The sequence below is a fragment of the Natronobacterium texcoconense genome, from assembly GCF_900104065.1.
GTDB lineage: Archaea > Halobacteriota > Halobacteria > Halobacteriales > Natrialbaceae > Natronobacterium > Natronobacterium texcoconense.
This window is the reverse complement of sequence record NZ_FNLC01000001.1, coordinates 371,934-389,020: the sequence shown is the minus strand read 5'-3', so window position 1 is coordinate 389,020 and position 17,087 is coordinate 371,934. Positions and strand designations below refer to the sequence as shown.

19 protein-coding genes are annotated in these 17,087 nt (G+C 63.4%); 10 read left to right on the top strand and 9 right to left on the bottom strand.

The window, feature by feature from the left end; translation table 11 throughout:
- Positions 1 to 54: 54 nt before the first annotated feature.
- Complete coding sequence (locus BLR35_RS02050; RefSeq protein ID WP_090376624.1) at positions 55 to 1,095, bottom strand: zinc-binding dehydrogenase; 1,041 nt, start codon at positions 1,093 to 1,095, stop codon at positions 55 to 57.
- A 100-nt stretch (positions 1,096 to 1,195) separates the two neighbouring features.
- On the opposite strand from BLR35_RS02050, the gene BLR35_RS02045 reads away from it, so the two are divergent.
- Positions 1,196 to 1,747 carry a MogA/MoaB family molybdenum cofactor biosynthesis protein gene (locus BLR35_RS02045; RefSeq protein WP_090376621.1) on the top strand — a complete coding sequence of 184 codons (552 nt, stop codon included), beginning with the start codon at positions 1,196 to 1,198 and terminating at the stop codon, positions 1,745 to 1,747.
- A 42-nt stretch (positions 1,748 to 1,789) separates the two neighbouring features.
- Positions 1,790 to 2,494: a 5-formyltetrahydrofolate cyclo-ligase gene (locus BLR35_RS02040; RefSeq protein WP_090376616.1), complete on the top strand. Its 705-nt coding sequence runs from the start codon at positions 1,790 to 1,792 to the stop codon at positions 2,492 to 2,494.
- A gap of 398 nt (positions 2,495 to 2,892) precedes the next feature.
- On the opposite strand, the gene BLR35_RS02035 is transcribed toward BLR35_RS02040, so the two are convergent.
- The 4 genes from BLR35_RS02035 to BLR35_RS02020 form a co-directional block, all read right to left on the bottom strand.
- Positions 2,893 to 3,216 (bottom strand): DUF7126 family protein, encoded by a 324-nt coding sequence (locus BLR35_RS02035; RefSeq protein WP_090376613.1) that lies wholly within the window; start codon positions 3,214 to 3,216, stop codon positions 2,893 to 2,895.
- The gene (gene guaA, locus BLR35_RS02030; protein WP_090376611.1) at positions 3,213 to 4,130 is read right to left on the bottom strand and encodes a glutamine-hydrolyzing GMP synthase; all 918 of its coding nucleotides are present in this window, start codon (positions 4,128 to 4,130) and stop codon (positions 3,213 to 3,215) included. Before guaA ends, BLR35_RS02035 begins: the two co-directional genes overlap by 4 nt.
- Entirely contained in the window at positions 4,130 to 5,797 is a 1,668-nt protein-coding gene (locus tag BLR35_RS02025) for a CTP synthase (protein ID WP_090376608.1), read from the bottom strand. The genes guaA and BLR35_RS02025 overlap by 1 nt, the downstream gene beginning before the upstream one ends.
- A gap of 181 nt (positions 5,798 to 5,978) precedes the next feature.
- Complete coding sequence (locus tag BLR35_RS02020) at positions 5,979 to 6,401, bottom strand: hypothetical protein (protein WP_090376605.1); 423 nt, start codon at positions 6,399 to 6,401, stop codon at positions 5,979 to 5,981.
- A 151-nt stretch (positions 6,402 to 6,552) separates the two neighbouring features.
- Between BLR35_RS02020 and BLR35_RS02015 the strand changes: the two genes are divergently transcribed.
- The 5 genes from BLR35_RS02015 (at position 6,553) to BLR35_RS01995 (ending at position 10,003) form a co-directional block, all read left to right on the top strand.
- Positions 6,553 to 7,446, top strand: a complete 894-nt coding sequence (locus tag BLR35_RS02015) for a hypothetical protein (protein WP_090376602.1) — start codon at positions 6,553 to 6,555, stop codon at positions 7,444 to 7,446.
- 67 nt (positions 7,447 to 7,513) lie between these two features.
- Positions 7,514 to 8,410: a PH domain-containing protein gene (locus tag BLR35_RS02010; RefSeq protein ID WP_090376599.1), complete on the top strand. Its 897-nt coding sequence runs from the start codon at positions 7,514 to 7,516 to the stop codon at positions 8,408 to 8,410.
- Between the two features lie 21 nt (positions 8,411 to 8,431).
- Positions 8,432 to 8,806, top strand: coding sequence for a cyclophilin-like family protein (locus BLR35_RS02005; RefSeq protein ID WP_090376596.1), 375 nt, complete (start codon positions 8,432 to 8,434; stop codon positions 8,804 to 8,806).
- A 107-nt stretch (positions 8,807 to 8,913) separates the two neighbouring features.
- Positions 8,914 to 9,435, top strand: a complete 522-nt coding sequence (locus BLR35_RS02000; protein ID WP_139169225.1) for a hypothetical protein — start codon at positions 8,914 to 8,916, stop codon at positions 9,433 to 9,435.
- A gap of 232 nt (positions 9,436 to 9,667) precedes the next feature.
- On the top strand, positions 9,668 to 10,003 hold the full coding sequence (locus BLR35_RS01995; RefSeq protein WP_090376588.1) for an SHOCT domain-containing protein: 336 nt from the start codon (positions 9,668 to 9,670) through the stop codon (positions 10,001 to 10,003).
- 228 nt (positions 10,004 to 10,231) lie between these two features.
- Here BLR35_RS01995 and BLR35_RS01990 read toward each other — a convergent pair whose 3' ends face one another.
- Together BLR35_RS01990 and infB are read right to left on the bottom strand one after the other, a co-directional pair.
- Entirely contained in the window at positions 10,232 to 10,411 is a 180-nt protein-coding gene (locus BLR35_RS01990; protein WP_090376585.1) for a DUF7987 family protein, read from the bottom strand.
- A 49-nt stretch (positions 10,412 to 10,460) separates the two neighbouring features.
- The gene (gene infB / locus BLR35_RS01985) at positions 10,461 to 12,260 is read right to left on the bottom strand and encodes a translation initiation factor IF-2 (RefSeq protein WP_090376582.1); all 1,800 of its coding nucleotides are present in this window, start codon (positions 12,258 to 12,260) and stop codon (positions 10,461 to 10,463) included.
- A gap of 166 nt (positions 12,261 to 12,426) precedes the next feature.
- Here infB and BLR35_RS01980 point away from each other — a divergent pair, with 166 nt between their 5' ends.
- The 3 genes from BLR35_RS01980 (at position 12,427) to BLR35_RS01970 (ending at position 14,443) form a co-directional block, all read left to right on the top strand.
- The gene (locus BLR35_RS01980) at positions 12,427 to 13,611 is read left to right on the top strand and encodes an outer membrane protein assembly factor BamB family protein (RefSeq protein WP_170830945.1); all 1,185 of its coding nucleotides are present in this window, start codon (positions 12,427 to 12,429) and stop codon (positions 13,609 to 13,611) included.
- Positions 13,612 to 13,734: 123 nt separating this feature from the next.
- The gene (locus BLR35_RS01975) at positions 13,735 to 13,980 is read left to right on the top strand and encodes a PRC-barrel domain-containing protein (protein ID WP_090376573.1); all 246 of its coding nucleotides are present in this window, start codon (positions 13,735 to 13,737) and stop codon (positions 13,978 to 13,980) included.
- A 4-nt stretch (positions 13,981 to 13,984) separates the two neighbouring features.
- The gene (locus BLR35_RS01970) at positions 13,985 to 14,443 is read left to right on the top strand and encodes an NOB1 family endonuclease (protein ID WP_090376570.1); all 459 of its coding nucleotides are present in this window, start codon (positions 13,985 to 13,987) and stop codon (positions 14,441 to 14,443) included.
- Between the two features lie 67 nt (positions 14,444 to 14,510).
- Here BLR35_RS01970 and BLR35_RS01965 read toward each other — a convergent pair whose 3' ends face one another.
- Together BLR35_RS01965 and BLR35_RS01960 are read right to left on the bottom strand one after the other, a co-directional pair.
- The gene (locus tag BLR35_RS01965) at positions 14,511 to 15,650 is read right to left on the bottom strand and encodes a CPBP family intramembrane glutamic endopeptidase (protein WP_090376567.1); all 1,140 of its coding nucleotides are present in this window, start codon (positions 15,648 to 15,650) and stop codon (positions 14,511 to 14,513) included.
- A gap of 61 nt (positions 15,651 to 15,711) precedes the next feature.
- Positions 15,712 to 17,064: a glucose-6-phosphate isomerase gene (locus BLR35_RS01960; protein WP_090376565.1), complete on the bottom strand. Its 1,353-nt coding sequence runs from the start codon at positions 17,062 to 17,064 to the stop codon at positions 15,712 to 15,714.
- Between the last annotated feature and the right edge of the window lie 23 nt (positions 17,065 to 17,087).

Below are 17,087 nucleotides of genomic sequence, written 5' to 3'. Positions count from 1 at the left end.
CGTTTCGGCCGGTTCGTGAAAGCATTCACGGTTCCGACGGCCGGACGGCGACCATCAAAGCTCGCTGTCCGGACGAACGACGACCTTGCCGAATCCCTCACGCCCTTCGACGATCTCGTGGGCGCGTGCGGTCTCGCTCATCGGGAGTTCCGCACGGATCGACGGCTCGAAGGTGCCCTCCCAGACCAGTTCCATCACGTCGTCGACCTGGCCCGGCGTCCCCATCGTCGAGCCGATGATCTGGAGCTGATTCCAGAAGATCCGCGGGATGTCGGTCTCGGGGTTCGGTCCTGCCGTCCCGCCGCAGGTGACGAGGCGGCCGTTCTTTGCCAGGCTCTTGATCGAGTCGCGCCAGGTGCCTGCACCGATGTAGTCGACGACGACGTCGACGCCGCGACCGCCCGTCTCGGCTCGCACCCACTCCGCGAAGTTCTCCTCCTCGTAGTTGCAGACGTAGTCCGCGCCGTGGTTCTCGGCGTATCGGAGTTTCTCTTCGGTACTGCCGGTGGCATACACTTCCGCACCCGCGTAGTCGGCGATCTGGAGCGCAGCGTGACCGACCCCACCGCTTGCACCCAGGATCAGTATCTTCTCCCCGGGCTCGAGGTCTGCACGGTCGATCAGCATCCGCCAGGCGGTCTGGAAGACGAGACAGCTCGAGCCGGCGACCGACCAGTCGACGCCGTCGGGGACCGGGATCAGATTGTCCGACGGGACTGCGGCGTATTCGGCGTGGACGCCGGGAACGTGTTCGCCGAGCAGGTGAAAGTTCACACAGAGGGTTGGATCGCCATCTCGACAGAACTCACACTCGCCGCAGTTGACCCCCGCTGAGACGGCGACACGGTCTCCCTCGACGAAGCGGGTGACGTCATCGCCGGTCGCGACGACGACGCCGGCCGCGTCGCTGCCCGGCACGTGGGGCATCTCGAGGTCGAGCGTCGGCAGCCCACGGCGAACCCAGACGTCGAGGTGGTTGAGCGCGCCCGCTTTCACGTCGACTAGGACTTCGTCGCGTCCGACGTCAGGATCAGGATATTCGCCGTATTCGATGACGTCCGTGTCGCCATGCTCGACGATTTTGACCGCTTGCATACAGATGGACCGTAGGAAACTCCGTCTATAAAATCAGGCGATATCCGCTCGTGGTGACGTAACGACCACTGTTTTACTGACGGGTCGTCGAAACGAACGCATGGACGAGAGACGGGAGACGACGGCCGCAACCAGCGACGACCCACTCGCTGTCGCCGTCGTCACCATCGCTGCGGATCGAACGCTGTCGACCGACGAAGCCGGCGAGACGATCGTCGCCGCACTCGAGGAAGCCGGTCACGAGGTCGCTACCAGAGAACACGTCAGCCCGGACCACGACGGCGTCCAGTCGATCGTGTTGCGAGTCATCGAACGCGGCGACGTCGACCTCGTGATTACGGCGGGCGCGGCGAGCGTCGAACCCGACGACGTCGCTGTCGAGGCAGTCGAGCCACTGCTAGACAAGGAACTGACCGCGTTTCGCGAACTGTTCACGACGCTCGCCTACGAGGAGGTTGGGACACGCGCCGTCGCGTCGCGAACCCTCGCTGGCGTCGCCGACGGGAAACCGGTCTTCTGTCTCCCCGGCAACGTCGGCGGCGCACGGCTCGGAACAGAGTCGATAATCCTTCCGGAGGCACGGCATCTCGTCGATCTGGCGGACGTTCCCGACGAAGACGAGGACGGGGAAAACGAGACCGGTGACACGTAAGCGTTCAGGTGGTATTAGGGGAGACGGCGAGTACCGTCGCCTATGGACAAACAGGCAGTTCGCGAGGCGACCTGGGACGACCTCGAGGAAAGCGACGTCGCGCGGTTTCCGTTTCCACCGCACGGCCGAATTCCGAACTTCGCCGGAGCCGACGAAGCAGCGGAACGGCTCGTAGACCAGCCCGAGTGGACGGAGGCAACGACGATCAAAGCGAACCCGGACGCGCCGCAACTGCCCGTCCGTCGGGCGGCCCTGCGTGACGGCAAGACAGTCTACATGGCCGTCCCGCGACTCGCCGACGAGCAGTGTTTCCTGCGGCTCGACCCGGCCGAACTCGAGGACTACGACGCGGCGACGACCGTCTCCGGGTCCTCGAAACACGGCACGCAGGTCGGTCCAGCGGACGTCGAACCGATCGACCTGATCGTCTCCGGAAGCGTCGCCGTCACCGAAGACGGCGGGCGGATCGGGAAAGGCGAAGGATACAGCGACCTCGAGTACGCAATCTTGCGCGAACTGGATCTGGTCGACGACGAGACGACGGTCGCGACGACAGTACACGAGAAACAGTTGGTCGACGCCGATGCCGTCACGACGGACGAACACGACGTCCCGATGGACCTGATCGTCACGCCCGAGGACGTCTATCGGCCGGACAGAGCGGCGAAACCCGCCGGTATCGACTGGGAACAGCTCACGGACGAACGACTCGAGGAGATTCCGGTGTTACAGGAACTCGAGCGGTGATCGGCGCCAGTGCTGGGAAGTGTAAAAGTCCATGTCGAGGCGCGGTGGGAAGCGCCTCGAACGCCAGAACCGCAAGGCAACGCAGGCCGGTGCAGTAGCCCACGTTCGAACGGTGTGGCAATGGTGGGGGGAAGGGTGCTGTGGTGGGATTGCTGGAAGTCACGGGAACAGGCGTCGGGTGCCTCGGTGGAGTTTACCCGTCGACCTCCATCAGATCCTATGGCCGGAGACTACTTGAACGGAGGCGACGGTATAGTATCCTTACGCCGATTCTACCGAATTTAACTCGGATTTAATGCTCTGATATCGAACGGTATAGCCCACTATGCGCAAATATAGGAATTCTTAATAGTTTTAACTGTAAAACGTGGTTCGGTCGAATTGCGCGACGGGGGGAGTCAGTCGAGTAGCTCCTCGGCGAGCACGTCCGGACCGATCAACTGTGGATCGACTGCCAGGTCGAGCTGGGCAGTGACGAACTCCGGGACCGTCCGGTCCGCGTAGACGACCGTGCGAAGCTCGTCGTTGAGATCACAGACGATCGGGATCGTCGTCGCCTGGTCGACGTCGGTCAGGACGTAGAGGTCGGCGTCGACGATACCAGCCTCCTCGAGTTGCGGCCGCGAGATGATACCCTGCAGTCGCGTCACGTCGGCGCCATCCTGCTCGAACGCGGCTGCGACCTCGGTTTCGTCCGTGCCGGCGACGATCACGTGCGTCATTCGTACTCGATGGTCGCCGGTGGTTTGTGGGTCACGTCGTAGACGACTCGGGCGACGTTTTCGTTCTGGCCGGTGATGCGCGACTGGATGCGCTGGAGGGTGTCCCAGTCGATCTCCTGGGCTTTGGCGGTCATGCCGTCACGGGAGTCGACCGAACGGACGGAGACGACCCAGCCGTGGACGCGGTTGTCGCCCTTGACACCCGTCGCCTTGCCGATCACCGCGGCGAGGGCTTGCCACGGTTCGTACTCCTCGAGTTCGTCTTCGACGACGTGGCAGGCGTGACGTGCGACCTCGAGTTTCTCCTCGGTGACTTCACCGATGACGCGGACTGCGAGGCCGGGGCCGGGGAACGGCATCCGTTCGGCGACGATTTCGTCGAGACCGAGGTGGCGTGCGACCTCCCGCACTTCGTCCTTGTAGAGGTCGCGGACGGGTTCGACGATGCCGTCGAAGTCGACGACCTCTGGGAGGCCGCCGACGTTGTGGTGGGACTTGATCCCACCCTCGCTCTCGATACGGTCGGGGTAGATCGTCCCCTGGACGAGATAGTCCGCGTCGGCGTCTTTCGCCTCGCGCTCGAACTCACGGATGAACTGCTCGCCGATGATCGAGCGCTTCTCCTCGGGGTCGGTGACGCCCGAGAGCGCCTCGAGGAAGCGATCCTTGGCGTCGACGATCCGCAGCGACTCCATGTAGTCGAACGTCTCGCGGATCTGGTCGGTCTCGCCTTTGCGCATCAGGCCGGTGTCGACGTAGACCGGGGTGAGCCGGTCGCCGATGGCCTCGTATGCGAGTGCCGCGGCGACCGAGGAGTCGACGCCGCCCGAGAGGGCGATGACGGCGTTTGCGTCGCCGATTTCGTCTTCGATCTCTTCGACTGCGTCGGGTACGAACGTGTCAGTGTCGACCATCAGTGGGTAACCTCCGTTTCGCTCTCCGTATCGGTATCTTCGTCGGTGCTCTGTTCGAGAACGGCCTCGACCAGCCCCAGGAACGGCGGGCTGGGCTGTCCGGGACGGGACGTGTACTCGGGGTGGAACTGTGTTCCCACGAAGTAGGGGTGGGTCTCGAGTTCGAGGATCTCCATGCGGTTGCCCGCAGTGCCGGAGAACGTCAGCGGTTCGTCCTCGAACTGATCGAAGTACTCGGGGTTGACCTCGTAGCGGTGGCGGTGGCGCTCGCTACAGGAGGTGTCGCCGTACAGTTCGTACGCGAGCGTCTCGGGTTCGATAACCGTCGTGTGCTCGCCGAGTCGCATCGTGCCGCCCATGTCCTCGACCTCGTACTGTTCCGGCAGGATGTCGATGACCGGATGGGGCGTCTCCTCGTCCATCTCCGCGGAGTGGGCACCCTCGAGTCCGAGCACGTTGCGTGCGTACTCGACGACGGCCATCTGGAAGCCAAGACAGAGTCCGAGGAACGGAACGTCGTTCTCGCGGGCGTACTGGACCGCGCGAATCTTCCCTTCCGAACCGCGCATCCCGAAGCCGCCGGGGACGATGATCCCGTCGACGTCCGCTAACTGGTCGTCGTAGCTGTCTGCCATCTCGTCGGCCGGAACCCAGTGGACGTTGACGTCGACACCGACCTCGAAGCCGGCGTGTTTCAGCGACTCGTGGATCGACATATAGGCGTCCTCTAAGTCGTACTTGCCGACCAGCGCGACGTCGACCTCGCCGGACTTCTCCGTGGTGACGATCTCGCGCCACTCGTTCGATCGCTCGCCCGCCGGGAGCGCCTCGTCAGCCATCCCGAAGTGCTCGAGGACGTACTGGTCGAGTCCTTCCTCTTCGACCATCAGCGGGACGTGGTAGACGTCCTCGACGTCGGGATTCGAGAACACTGCCTCCGTCGGAATGTCACAGAACAGCGCGATCTTCTCTTTGGTCTCGGGGTCGAGTCGATCCTCACAGCGGCCGACGATCACGTCGGGCTGGAGGCCGATCGATCGAACCTCCTTGACCGAGTGCTGGGTCGGCTTCGTCTTTTGCTCGCCGTTCTTCGAGTACGGGACGAGAGTGACGTGGGCGAACAGGACGTTCTCTTCCGGTTCCTCGTGGGCGAACTGGCGAAGCGCCTCGAGGTAGGGCATCCCCTCGATGTCCCCCACAGTGCCGCCGACTTCGATGATACAGACGTCGGTGCCTTCGGCGGCCTCCCGGATCCGCCGTTTGATGTCGTCGGTGATGTGAGGGATGATCTGGACCGTCTTGCCCAGATAGTCGCCGGCGCGTTCCTTCTCGATGACGTGCTGGTAGGTCTTCCCCGTCGTAATGTTGTGGTCCGAGGTCATGTCGATATCGAGGAACCGTTCGTAGTTCCCCAGGTCGAGGTCGACCTCGCCACCGTCTTCCAGAACGTACACCTCCCCGTGCTGGTAGGGGTTCATCGTCCCGGCGTCGACGTTCAGGTACGGGTCGATCTTCACCGCGGTGACGTCGAACCCGGCGTTTTTCAGGAGCCGGCCGGTGCTCGCGGCCGTGATCCCTTTGCCGAGTCCCGACATGACGCCGCCGGTGACGAAGATGAACTTGTTCCCCAGCGAGGGGTCATAATGAGTGTCCGATTCCGTCGGCATACCGAGTGTCCGCGGGAGCAGTTGAAAACGATTTCGGGACCGTACCGTCTCCGGTACGCGCTGTCATTCTCGAGTGTGACACGTCCGATACCCGAGGGTGACGCGACTCCGTCCCGGATGGCGACGGGTCGAGACCCATCACTCGAGGAAAACGTAGCTGACGACCGATTCGGCCGGCCGACTACGGCTCGTCGTCCATCGACGCCTTCCCCTGGGGATCGTCCTCCTTCGAGACTTTCCCCTCGGCTTCGCTCTGTGGGTTCTGGTCCTGAACTTCGACGATTTCGGCGTTCGCGAGGAACTCGATGCCGCCACCCATTCGTAACTGGAGCGTCTGTCCGGGGAGGTCCGGATCGTCCTCGTCGGTCGGTTCCTTCGGGACGGAAACGGCGGTGACGCCGTCGAGCGTGACCTCGCGTCGCTGGATCGGGTCGTCCTCGTGTTCGACCGTCTCCCAGGTCTCGAGATCGAATTCGTCGATGTTCTTGCCGAAGTACTCCTCGGGTTCCTTGTCGACCGCGTCCTCCGTCTGGGACTCGCCTGTGGTCCTGTTGTCGTCGAACTGGACTTCCTCGTGTTTGTACTGTCGAAGGTGTGCGAGCATACCCCACGGACCACGAGCAGCGTGTTAAGGGTTACAGGGGCAGTAGCAACGGACGAAATCATCGAGTACACTGGTACAGCGTCTCTCTTCGAGCGTTCGAGTCGACTGCTGACTCCAAGTTACTATATAGCAACACGACAACTGGTGAACCGTGACGTCTCACGATCGACGACAGACTCCCACTTCGGTCGTCGACGGTCCCGACCTCGCTTTCAAAGCGGGCATCGGCTTCTATCTCGGGATCGTCGTCGCCGGCGTCGTCGCACTCGCCGCTATCGCAGCCGACGCGTCGACGGCAGCGGTTCTCGTGACCACGCCCAGCACCGTCGTCGCCACGTTACTCGTCGCGCTCGTCTTCGGCGATCGGCTCTCCGGTCTCCCGGAACAGCTCGGCCGAAATCGACGGCGGCGACTGCTTCCCGCGCTCCCCGCCGCCGTGTTCGCAACAGCCCTCCTCGTACCAGCAGTCCTGCCGCTCGAGTCCACTCCTCGGCTCACCATCGCGGCGATCGCACTCACGTTCGTCACCGGAGCGACCGCCGTCGGAATCGCACAGATGTCCCGCAACCGGTACGTCGACGCCATCACTGGCGACGAACCGGAAGTCGCCTGGACGTGGCACAGGACGACGTTCGACACCGGTCTCTGGGGAATGATCGCCGCCGGCGGCGGTGTCTTGCTGGTCGTTTCCGGGTTCTCTTCGATCGCATCCGGCAACGGCACCGGCGTCTGGTTCGTCGGCTACGGCTCGTTGGCCCTGTTGCTGTGGCTCAGCGACCGGCGCGGGTGGGACGCCTGGGGACTCCCGGATGGCGAGGATCGCTGGGGCAACGCCGACCTCGAGGCGTACGAAGCCGGCGTCGTCGTCGATCGGTTCGAGCAGAAACTGGTTCCCTGGGATCGGATCGACGGCGTTCGACTCACGGAGGGCGAACTCGTCCTCGAGCGTCGACGCTGGTTCGACCTCCGCTGTGATCGGTCGGTCATCGACGATCCGGAATCGGTTCACGCGACACTCGAGCGACTCCACGTCGAGAACGGATAGCTCCAGCTCGCAGCGCGTCGATGCTCGACCGGCCCGTTTTATACCATCAGCCGTACAACACGATCGTATGGCAACCTCCAAAACCCGCCCCCTCCCCGGCGTCGGAGAGATCGACGTCGGATTCAAGGCAGCCGTCGGGTTCTACGCCGGTATACTGGTAGCCGGAGCCGTCTCGGCGGCCGGCCTCCTCGCAGGCTGGGAGAACGAGACGGTCGTCTCGACGTTCCCCACCGTCGTGACGATCGTCACGATCGCCGGAATCGTTCTCCTGGATCGCAGTCCGGGGCTCCCCCAGCGACTCGGCCGGAATCGACAACGGCGACTCTGCTGTTACCTGCCCTCGATCGCGCTCGGAGGGACCCTCGTCGCATACGCGTACGAACTCGTCTCGCTCTCGAGTCGACTCGCTCTCCTCGTTGGCATCCTGTTCGTCGTCTCGATCCCGCTGTCTATCGGCACCGCACGGATGGCCCGCAACCGGTACGTCGACGCGCTCGCGGCCGACGAGCCGACGGCGACCTGGCCGTTGCACCGTGCTGGCCCCCTCTCGAGCGAGTACGTCGCGACGCCGCTGTTGATCCTGTCGATTCCGGCTGGAATATGGCTCCTCCGTGCCGGCTACGGCCTCTCCGGGCTGTTCCTGATCGGCTACGGCGTCGTCATGCTGCACCCGCTGTGGATGCCTGGGGCGGGCGGCTGGGACGAGTTCGACCCGGTAAACAGGCGAAATCCACCGGAGTTACACGCCCACGAAGCCGGCGTCCTCGTCGAGAAACCGCTGTCGAAACGACTCGTGCCGTGGGACAAAATCGAGGCTGTCCGGTTGACCGACGAGGAACTCGTTCTCGAGCGCCGGGGCTGGTTCGACCTCCCCTGTGACCGCGAGGCCATCGACGACCCGGAGGGCACGTTCGAGGGCATCGAGCGCGTCCGCAGGGGAGAGACGGTCGACGGATCGAAATAATCGGGCTCCGTCGGCACAGCCATGTCGGATCTCACCGTCACCGTCGCCGACCGCGTTCTCGAGGCAACCTGGACCGACGAGACGCCCGACACGCGGGCGGCACTCGAGGAGGCGCTTCCAGTGGAAGGCGACGCCGTTCGCTGGGGCGCGGAACTGTACTTCGACGTGCCGATCGACGCGCCACCAGAGAACGCCCGAGAAGTCGTTCCCGAGGGAGCGATCGCCTACTGGCCCGCGGGGAACAAGCTCTGTCTGTTCTGGGGCGAGACACCGGCCAGCATCGACGGCGAACCGCGTGCGGCCTCGCCAGTAACCGTCGTCGCCACGCTCGCAGACACCGCGCCGCTCGCGGACCTCGAGGGCGGAGCGCGGGTGCGACTCGAGCGCGCGGAATGACCTGACGGCGCGGCGCGGGAACTCGAGCGGATAATAGCTGGACAGTTGCAGCCGGTTCGGTTCCCCGCCCGTACTCGTTTTACACGTCGATGAACCGGCGCAGGTTCGTGGCTGCTGCGGGGGCCGGACTGCTTACGGCTGGTGGAGCCGCCCAGTTCGTCTCACCCTCGAGAGTCCGAAATACGGTCGCTCGAGTTTCGTACGAACGCGCGAACGAGTACGTACCGCAGGCTCTTGCCGTCTGTACGCCGTCGGAAGCGGGATACGTCGGCGTCCTCGAGATGTCGACGGAAGAGGCGATCGCAGAGTTCGAACGGAAGGGATTTGCTGAGTTTTACCCGTCGTATCTTCACGCGTATCGTCGGGACGACGATGTCGTCTACGAACACGGCAACCTCGTTCGGTTCTCCGACGACGAAAAGTCGCAGCTACACGTCCGACTGTTCCCGCACGGCGAGCGAACGGAAATCAGAGCGCACTGGGAACCAAGCGTCCGTACCCAGCCCGAGGCACACCTCGCCGGCGACGACGTCGACCACGAGAAAGGAGAGAGGATGATCCGTGCGGAGTTCGACGTGATCGACGAGCCGTTCTCCGGGGATCTCTCGATGGACGACCGCTGTAGCTAACTGCAGGGTACCCGCCCCGGACGACCGCGGTTGCGTTGCTTGTTGAGGAAAGTCGACGCACAGCCAGAACGGGTGTATGGTGTCTCCGCCCTCGAAAAGAACCGGCGTTACAAAGTATTAATAACTGGATAGCTACATATGAGGTATCGTGACACAGCACAGCGATTGGGGGGACTTTCCACTCACTTCGGCCGTTGCGACTGCAATCACGACCCTCACTGTCGGACTGGCGATGAGCCTGTTGTTTATCGGGTGGTCGAATTTCTGGATACTGTTCGTGATCGGATTCGCCTGCGTACTACCCGTTGCAACCCAGGTTACGTACTGGTACGAAACTCGAGCCGGAGATCGAAATCGGGACCAGAATACGAGCGAAAACAGCGACCAACACGGAGCCCTCGAAACGCTTCGTGAACGATACGCCAGCGGCGACATCGACGAACGGGAGTTCGAACGTCGCGTCGAACGACTGGTCAAAACCGAATCGGTCGCGGATGCAGAAACGGCCTACCGGAACACCGACCGCTCGAGCGACGAACCGAGTCGCCAAGTCGAACGAGACTACTAGTACCGTTCCAAACGTCGTCTGATGGGGCGAACCGGCCCACACCGCTGGATCGACCCATCAGTTCAGGGTTGGACCGCCACTAGCGCGTCACGTCGCTAACTGATCGAGGAGTAACTGTCGAGTGGACGGCAGCGACGCTTTCGGAAACGAACGATCACGACCTTGGCTTTGGTACTTTCTAGAAGGAACGTTGGAGTACGAAACCGTGTGTACAACAGTCCGTATCGGTCAGACGGATTCTCGGGTATCGAGGTAGTTGTTTACGACCATCGGTGCGATGACACCAGCGAAAATCAGCGTCCCCAGCAGAATCTCCGATGGGAGATCAGTCAGCCAAAATCCGCCGTAAGTGAGGACGAGTGCGACCACAACAAATCCGCCAACGACCTTGTTTTCACGGGAAACCATACCGACCGTTCTCGTTCGATACTACAAAGTAATATCGGACGTCTGACTTTTATTTGCCCCAGAACGGATCGCGATTGCGCTGCTTGTCGAGGTACATGTTCAGCGCCTCGAGTTCGTCCCCGGGAATCTCGTCGGTGAGTTCCTGCTCCAAGATTTTCGCGTGTTTCTCGGGAATCTCGGCCCAGAGACGGTCGCCTTCCTCGATGTCGCGGCCGACGGTCGGCCCGTCGATCGCAACCGAGACGCGGTCGCCGTTGCGGGCCTCGTCGACGTCCTCGCCCTGTTCCTGAATGCCCTTGATCCCCCCGACGCGTTCGGGTTCGTTGCCGTCGAATTTCACGACGTTCGTGTTGTTCTGCAGGGTGCCGGCGTCGACTTCGACGCCGACGACCGCGGGATCGTTCTGGCGGAACGTATGATCCGGGAGAATTCGGAACCGGGCAGGTCGCGTAATGTTCTCGAGAATCGTATCCTGCTGGGCTTGCTCGATCTCCTCGACGAACTCCTCGTAGTCCTCGATAAGCTGGTAGATGACCTCGTCGGTGAATATGCGTACGTCGTCGACCTCCGCGCGATGGTCGGCGTCCGAGAGCGTATCGACGTTGAACCCGAGAATCACCTGCTGTTTTGGATCCTCTGCCGTCGACGCGACCGAGACGTCACGCGGGGCGACGTCGCCGACCTCCGCACGCACGATCGGAACCTCGGCCTCGTCCAGCGCGTCCGCCATCGCCTCGAGGCTACCCAGCGTGTCCGCCTTGACGACGACACCCTGTTCTGCGGTGTCGACCGCGATATCGGCGAGTTCGGCCTCGACCTCGTGGACGACGTGCTCGAGGTCGCGATCCCGGACGACCCGGACGGGCGCGCCGGCCATCGCGTCCTCGAGATCGGGTGCTGCGACCTTGATACCGGCTGCAGCACCGACCTCGTCGACTTTCTCGAACCGACTCTCCGTTCGGATCTCCGCGAGCGGTCGGGGCTGGAGCAGCGCCCTGACGTCGGTGACGATCGGCTCGTTCTGGCCGCCGACGACGATCTGATCGTCGGCCTTGATCGTTCCGTCGTAGAGGACGATGTCGACCGTCTTCCCGAACCCTTTCTCCTCTTTGACCTCGAGGACGGTACCGACGCCGGGGCCTGCAACGTCGATCTCCATCTCCTCTTTCATGTACCGCTGGGAGAGCCCCATCATGACGGCGAGCAGGTCCGGGACGCCCTCGCCTGTCATCGCCGAGACGGGGACGACGCCGACGTTACGCTGGAAGTTCTGCACCCGCCAGTAGAGGTCGGCGGAGAAGCCCTCGTCCGAGAGGTTGCCGATGATTTCGTAGAGCTGTTCGTCGAGTCGTCCCTGAACGCGATCGCTCTGGGACTCGTAGGTCGCGTTGATCGGCGAATCCTCGTTCTCGTTCCAGCCGGGAACGGTGTCGATCTTGTTCGCCGCGACGATAAACGGCGTCTCCGACCGCCGGAGGATGTCGAGCGCCTCGAGCGTCTGCGGCTGGAAGCCGTCGTTGACGTCGACGACGAGAATCGCGATGTCCGCGAGCGCACCGCCACGGGAACGAAGCGTCGTAAAGGAGTGGTGCCCCGGCGTGTCGATGAACAGGAGTCCGGGGAGGTCGAAGTCCTCCGGATTGACGAGGTCGCCCGCAATCGAGGAGACGATGTCGAGCGGGACGGCCGTCGCACCGATGTGCTGAGTAATCGCACCTGCTTCACCCTCGATAACCGCGGAGCCGCGGACTTTATCGAGGAGACTCGTCTTGCCGTGATCGACGTGTCCGAGGACGGCGACGATCGGCGTTCTGAGAGATGTAGGGTCGCGCGTATCTGTATCCGACATGGTGAACCACCCGAGAAGGTCTTGCCTAGAGGGTCCGCAGGGCGGTAGTTAAACCCATCGTCACGGTCGTCCCAGAGAGTCAGTAAACCGCGTCCCATCGAAAGCGACGTCGAAAACGGCGAGACGTGGCAGAATATTAATTGTTATGGGAGGTGATTTTTGTGTCGTGAACGGTCCTCCAACCCGCCGGCAGCTGCTTGTCGCCGCCGGATCCGCTGTCGTCGCTGGCTGTACCGGTTTCCGCGCCGACGATACGGCGTCACTCCCCGACGACGAGGACGGAACGACGCTCGAGTCGGTCGACGTGGACGCTCCGCGACCTCGAGTCGATGCACGGAACTCGGGCCACGTTCCGATCGAGAGCGGAGCAAACCCGGACCGTCTCGCCTGGTCTCACGACGACTCGAGTACGGGCGTCTACGTCGAACCGGTGCTCTCAGACGAGCGACTGTTCTATATCAACAACAACCGCGAGACGGTCGCGCTCGATGCGCGAAGCGGAGAACTGCTGTGGTCCGAGCACGACGGAAACGCGTTCTATCCGTTCGCAGCCGACGAGCAGCACGTCTATACGCGAACGACTGGCGATACGTTCCTGGTGGCACGTGACGTCGAGACCGGCGACGCCGTGTGGCGGTCGGACGTTGCGATCACCGAGACCGCTCCGATCCCCTACGACGACTCGGTGTACGTCGGCGGACACCGTGGCACACTCGCTAGCCTGTCCTCGGAGAGCGGAGAAGAGGAGTGGATCGTCGAGGTAGCTGGGTCGATTGGACAACTCGCCGTCGACGATTCGGGCGTCGTCGCGGCCGTAAGCGGAGAGGGCGTCGAACGGATAACTCACGAGGGGGACGCCGTCTGGTTTCGGTCCGTGACCGATCCGATCGCCGTGACGCTCTACCGCGATCTCGTGGTCGTCGCGACCCGGAACGGGACTGTCGTCGGTCTGGAGGGAGACACCGGCGACGAACGATGGCGATACGAGACAGACGCCGACTCGGTCCTCTCGACGCCGACGATCGTCGGCGACCAGATTCACGTCGTCGATCGCGACGGCGTCGTGCACGCAGTGACCGTCGAAGGGGAGCAGGCGTGGACGTGGGACACCGACACGGACGGCCGGGGCTGGAACGGAGAACTGCACAACTACGAAATCGCCGCCACGAACGACTGGCTGTACGTGCTCGGGTTCGACGAACACGTTCACGTCCTGGATCCCGACGCGGACTCTCCGGAACCGGTCTCTCGGTGGGACGTCGGCCTCGCGACCGCGCCACCGCTGGTCGTCGGCGACGTCGCGTACCTCTCTCACGGCAGCGCCGCGGTGCGGGCGGTCACCCTGGAGTGAAGACTTCTCGACGGGAAGCCGGTAATTCCCTGGCGGCGAACGAACGATCGAAAATCGGCGGACTGCGCCGGAACGACCCTCAACCCCATGGATTTTAATACCGATTAGTAAATACGGGTATGCATGAGCGAGATACTCGCAGAGAATCTCTCGGGGAAGGCCGTCATGGGTTCCGACGGAACGGAGCTCGGGCTTCTCTACAACATCACGATGGACCTCAAATCGGGAAAGCTTCGCGACCTGGTTATCGAACCCGATGACGAACTTCCGGCCCGCGCAGTCGACTTCGACGTCGACGACGGCGGTCGGTTTCTCGTGCCAGTCAGCCGCGTTCAGGCGGTGAAAGATTACATTGTCGTCAAGCGCTAACGGTATGTACGTTCTCGACTCCTCCGCTTTCATCCACGACTTTCACACGACAGAACAGACTGCAACGATCCCGCTCGTCCGCGAAGAACTCGAGGACGAGAGCGCCTATCGCTACGACGCGATGGAAGGCTCCGGGATGCACATCCACATTCCCAACGAGGACACCACCGAGAAGGTCCGGCGGGCGGCCAAAGAGTCCGGCGACCTCGAGGTGCTGTCCGACACCGACGTTCGACTCATTGCGGCCAGTTTCGAACTCGACGGGACGCTCGTGACCGACGATTACGCGATGCAAAACGTCGCGGAGAAACTCAACGTCGACGTCGAAGTGATCGCCCGCGAGGGGATCGACGAACAGCGTCACTGGCACTGGCAGTGTCAGGGCTGTGGTCGCGAGTTCGACGAGGAGAAAGACCGCTGTCCGATCTGTGGCTCCTCACTCGCACGCAAGAATCCATCCTGACGCGTACTGACCGAACTCGCCGGTGATTTGTGCGACCGAGAGACGCGTCTACCGACCGGCGAGCCGGTCAGCCGTAGATCAGATAGAGGTTCCCGAAGAGGATCGCGTTGTAGACCCCGTGAACGAGCGCCGGCACGAGCAGGTTCTCCGTGCGCTCGTAGAGGATTCCCAGCACGATCGAGAGACCGAAGACCACGCCGAGGCTTGCGATGACTGCACCCGGGCCAGCCGTCCAGTACGCGGCGGTGTGAACGATCGCGAAGATGACGCTCCCGACGACGACCGCTCCATACCGGGAGAACGTGCTGTACAGTTCCTTCTGGATCACGTTCCGGTAGAGCAGTTCCTCGAACGGGCCGATGACCAGGATCGACGCCGGAATCAGGACGAGCAGAATCTGTGGCGTTTCCTGTGCCTGGTCGGTCGTCCCGTGGTCCGCGCTCTCGACGCCGGTCGCCTCGAAGAAAAACGAGATCAGAAACAGCGTTCCGAAGAGGACGATCAGTCCGCCGACGGCCCAGACGACGTCCCGCTTCGACGGTACACGCAGGTCGATAAACGACAGGTTGTGCTGTCGGAGGCTGAGATAACCCACGGCAAGAGCGCCCGTACCGAGCGCCATTCCGAGTTGGCTGAGGACGATCAACTGGACGGCTGACGGCTCCGGTATCCCCAGCATTATCAGGGTTGGAACCGCGACGACGAGCGTCGCTAGCTCCGCGACGAACAGCCCGATGATTCCCAGTCCCGACAGCAGCGCCGTCTGCAGTGCTCGTCGTTTGAGTCCGGACGCACCGACCCCGAAGTAATCAGCAGCGCCGAGTCCGACACCCAGCCCCGCAAGCGCAAACGCGACCACGACGAGCGACACCGACCACACCCCCCCTGACAACGGGATCGGGATCTCGACTACCGCCAGAAGTCCCCGGTTCAGCGCGTATCCGGAGAACAACACGACTGCGAGACTCGAGACGGAGGCGACGATAGCAGCGTTCCGGTGGTCGATACCAGCGTGTCGGCGTGCGAGAAACGCGAGGACGGCGGCGAGGGCAAAACCACCGGCGGCGAGGACGGCCGGCTCGTCGACGCCGCGGCGAACGGGCACGAGGATAGCGGCCATCGTCACGGCCGCGATTCCCGTCCCGAGGGCGGAGGCGGCGTCGGAACCGGCAGAGCCGGCGTCGTCGGCCCGTACAGTATCGGTCATTCGTTATCTCCATTTCGTGTGAATCCTCATATGACCTCCGCAACGCGACGGATCGAACGGTCTATCGTTCGACGCGGAGCTCCGACTTCTCGGCGACGGCCTCGGCTTCCTCGAACTCGCCGTCTGAACGCTCCGCGTCCCGACGAGCCTCGGAATCGGAATCCGATTCCGAGACCCCTCCACCCAGCAGGCCGCGAGTCGCCTTCTTTGCCCACTCGACGGCCGGCTGTTCGAACGTGTTCACGCCGTAGAGTTCGCCCGCGAGGACGCAGGCTGCCTCCATCCCGTACAGCAGGCCGCCGAGTTCGTACTCGTCGACGCGGTCGATCTCGAGGCGGACGTTCGGCCGACCTGCGGCGGCGAGACTCGCCTCCGTCGCCTCGAACTCGGCCTCGAGTAGGTCGCCGAGCGTCGATCCGCCGAGGTAGGCGAGATCCTCGACGTCGGTCTCGGGGATCGGTCGATTCTCGTCGGTTCCGGCGGTGAGGAACGTGACGAGCTTGTCGCGTGGGCCGGCACGGTACAGCTGGAGCTGGGAGTGCTGGTCGGTCACGCCCAGCGCCCGGACGGGCGTCTGGCCGAGTTCGTCCTTGCCCAGACTTTCGGCCCATAGCTGGGCGAACCACTCGGCGAACGTCTCGAGCGACTCGGCGTACGGCATCACGGCGTTCGTCCCCGCGCCGCGCTGGTCGAGGGCGTAGGTCGTCGCACCGTAGGCGTAGGCCGGACAGTCGAACAGCGATCCAGTCAGCGTCTCGCGTTCGGCGGCGGCCCCCTCGAGCAAGGCCTCCAGGTCGTGGCCACAGACCGCGGCGGCGACCATTCCGACTGCAGACAGCGCGGAGAAGCGGCCGGGAACGCCGTCGGGAACCTTCAACGACGGGAGGTCGTGACGGTCAGCGAGGTCCCGCAGCGGGCCGGATTCGCCGGTCGTAACGATCGTCCGCTCGGTCCAGTCGACACCTTCGGACTCGAAGGCCTCGCGGACGACGAGGAAGTTCGCCAGCGTCTCCGCCGTCGTCCCCGAGCGGGAGACGACGTTGATCGCCGTCTCCTCGAGCGGCAGCGACTCGAGTCGCCGCGAGATCCAATCGGGGTCGACGTTGTCGAGGAAGACGGTCTCCGTGTCGCTTTCGAGCGCGTCGACGATCGTCGCCGCACCGAGCGAACTGCCACCGATGCCGACGGTGATCAGCGCCTCGGCGTCGGCGACCGGTTCGACGGCGGTCCGGATCTCGTCGGGATCCGTCCGTTCCGGAAGGTTCAGCGCCTCGTAGCCGTGCTCGGCGTTTTCCATGCCACGTTCGATCCGCTCGTGGGCCTGGGCTACCTGGTCGTCCAGGCGCTCGAGACTCGCCCGCGAGACGCCCGGTGACGCCTCGGACGCGAGCGCGTTACCGATATCGACGTTCATACGGAAGAGGGCAACCGCCGTCG

What these genes read in the sequence shown, in the direction of transcription:
- BLR35_RS02045 (WP_090376621.1), top strand. Translation starts at nt 1,196, where the DNA reads ATGGACGAGAGACGGGAGACGACGGCCGCAACCAGCGACGACCCACTC.
- BLR35_RS02050 (WP_090376624.1), bottom strand. Translation starts at nt 1,095, where the DNA reads ATGCAAGCGGTCAAAATCGTCGAGCATGGCGACACGGACGTCATCGAA.
- BLR35_RS01970 (WP_090376570.1), top strand. Translation starts at nt 13,985, where the DNA reads ATGTACGTTCTCGACTCCTCCGCTTTCATCCACGACTTTCACACGACA.
- BLR35_RS02025 (WP_090376608.1), bottom strand. Translation starts at nt 5,797, where the DNA reads ATGCCGACGGAATCGGACACTCATTATGACCCCTCGCTGGGGAACAAG.
- BLR35_RS01960 (WP_090376565.1), bottom strand. Translation starts at nt 17,064, where the DNA reads ATGAACGTCGATATCGGTAACGCGCTCGCGTCCGAGGCGTCACCGGGC.
- BLR35_RS01995 (WP_090376588.1), top strand. Translation starts at nt 9,668, where the DNA reads ATGAGCCTGTTGTTTATCGGGTGGTCGAATTTCTGGATACTGTTCGTG.
- BLR35_RS01965 (WP_090376567.1), bottom strand. Translation starts at nt 15,650, where the DNA reads ATGACCGATACTGTACGGGCCGACGACGCCGGCTCTGCCGGTTCCGAC.
- BLR35_RS02020 (WP_090376605.1), bottom strand. Translation starts at nt 6,401, where the DNA reads ATGCTCGCACACCTTCGACAGTACAAACACGAGGAAGTCCAGTTCGAC.
- BLR35_RS02040 (WP_090376616.1), top strand. Translation starts at nt 1,790, where the DNA reads ATGGACAAACAGGCAGTTCGCGAGGCGACCTGGGACGACCTCGAGGAA.
- BLR35_RS02010 (WP_090376599.1), top strand. Translation starts at nt 7,514, where the DNA reads ATGGCAACCTCCAAAACCCGCCCCCTCCCCGGCGTCGGAGAGATCGAC.
- BLR35_RS02005 (WP_090376596.1), top strand. Translation starts at nt 8,432, where the DNA reads ATGTCGGATCTCACCGTCACCGTCGCCGACCGCGTTCTCGAGGCAACC.
- guaA (WP_090376611.1), bottom strand. Translation starts at nt 4,130, where the DNA reads ATGGTCGACACTGACACGTTCGTACCCGACGCAGTCGAAGAGATCGAA.
- BLR35_RS02035 (WP_090376613.1), bottom strand. Translation starts at nt 3,216, where the DNA reads ATGACGCACGTGATCGTCGCCGGCACGGACGAAACCGAGGTCGCAGCC.
- infB (WP_090376582.1), bottom strand. Translation starts at nt 12,260, where the DNA reads ATGTCGGATACAGATACGCGCGACCCTACATCTCTCAGAACGCCGATC.
- BLR35_RS01975 (WP_090376573.1), top strand. Translation starts at nt 13,735, where the DNA reads ATGAGCGAGATACTCGCAGAGAATCTCTCGGGGAAGGCCGTCATGGGT.
- BLR35_RS01990 (WP_090376585.1), bottom strand. Translation starts at nt 10,411, where the DNA reads ATGGTTTCCCGTGAAAACAAGGTCGTTGGCGGATTTGTTGTGGTCGCA.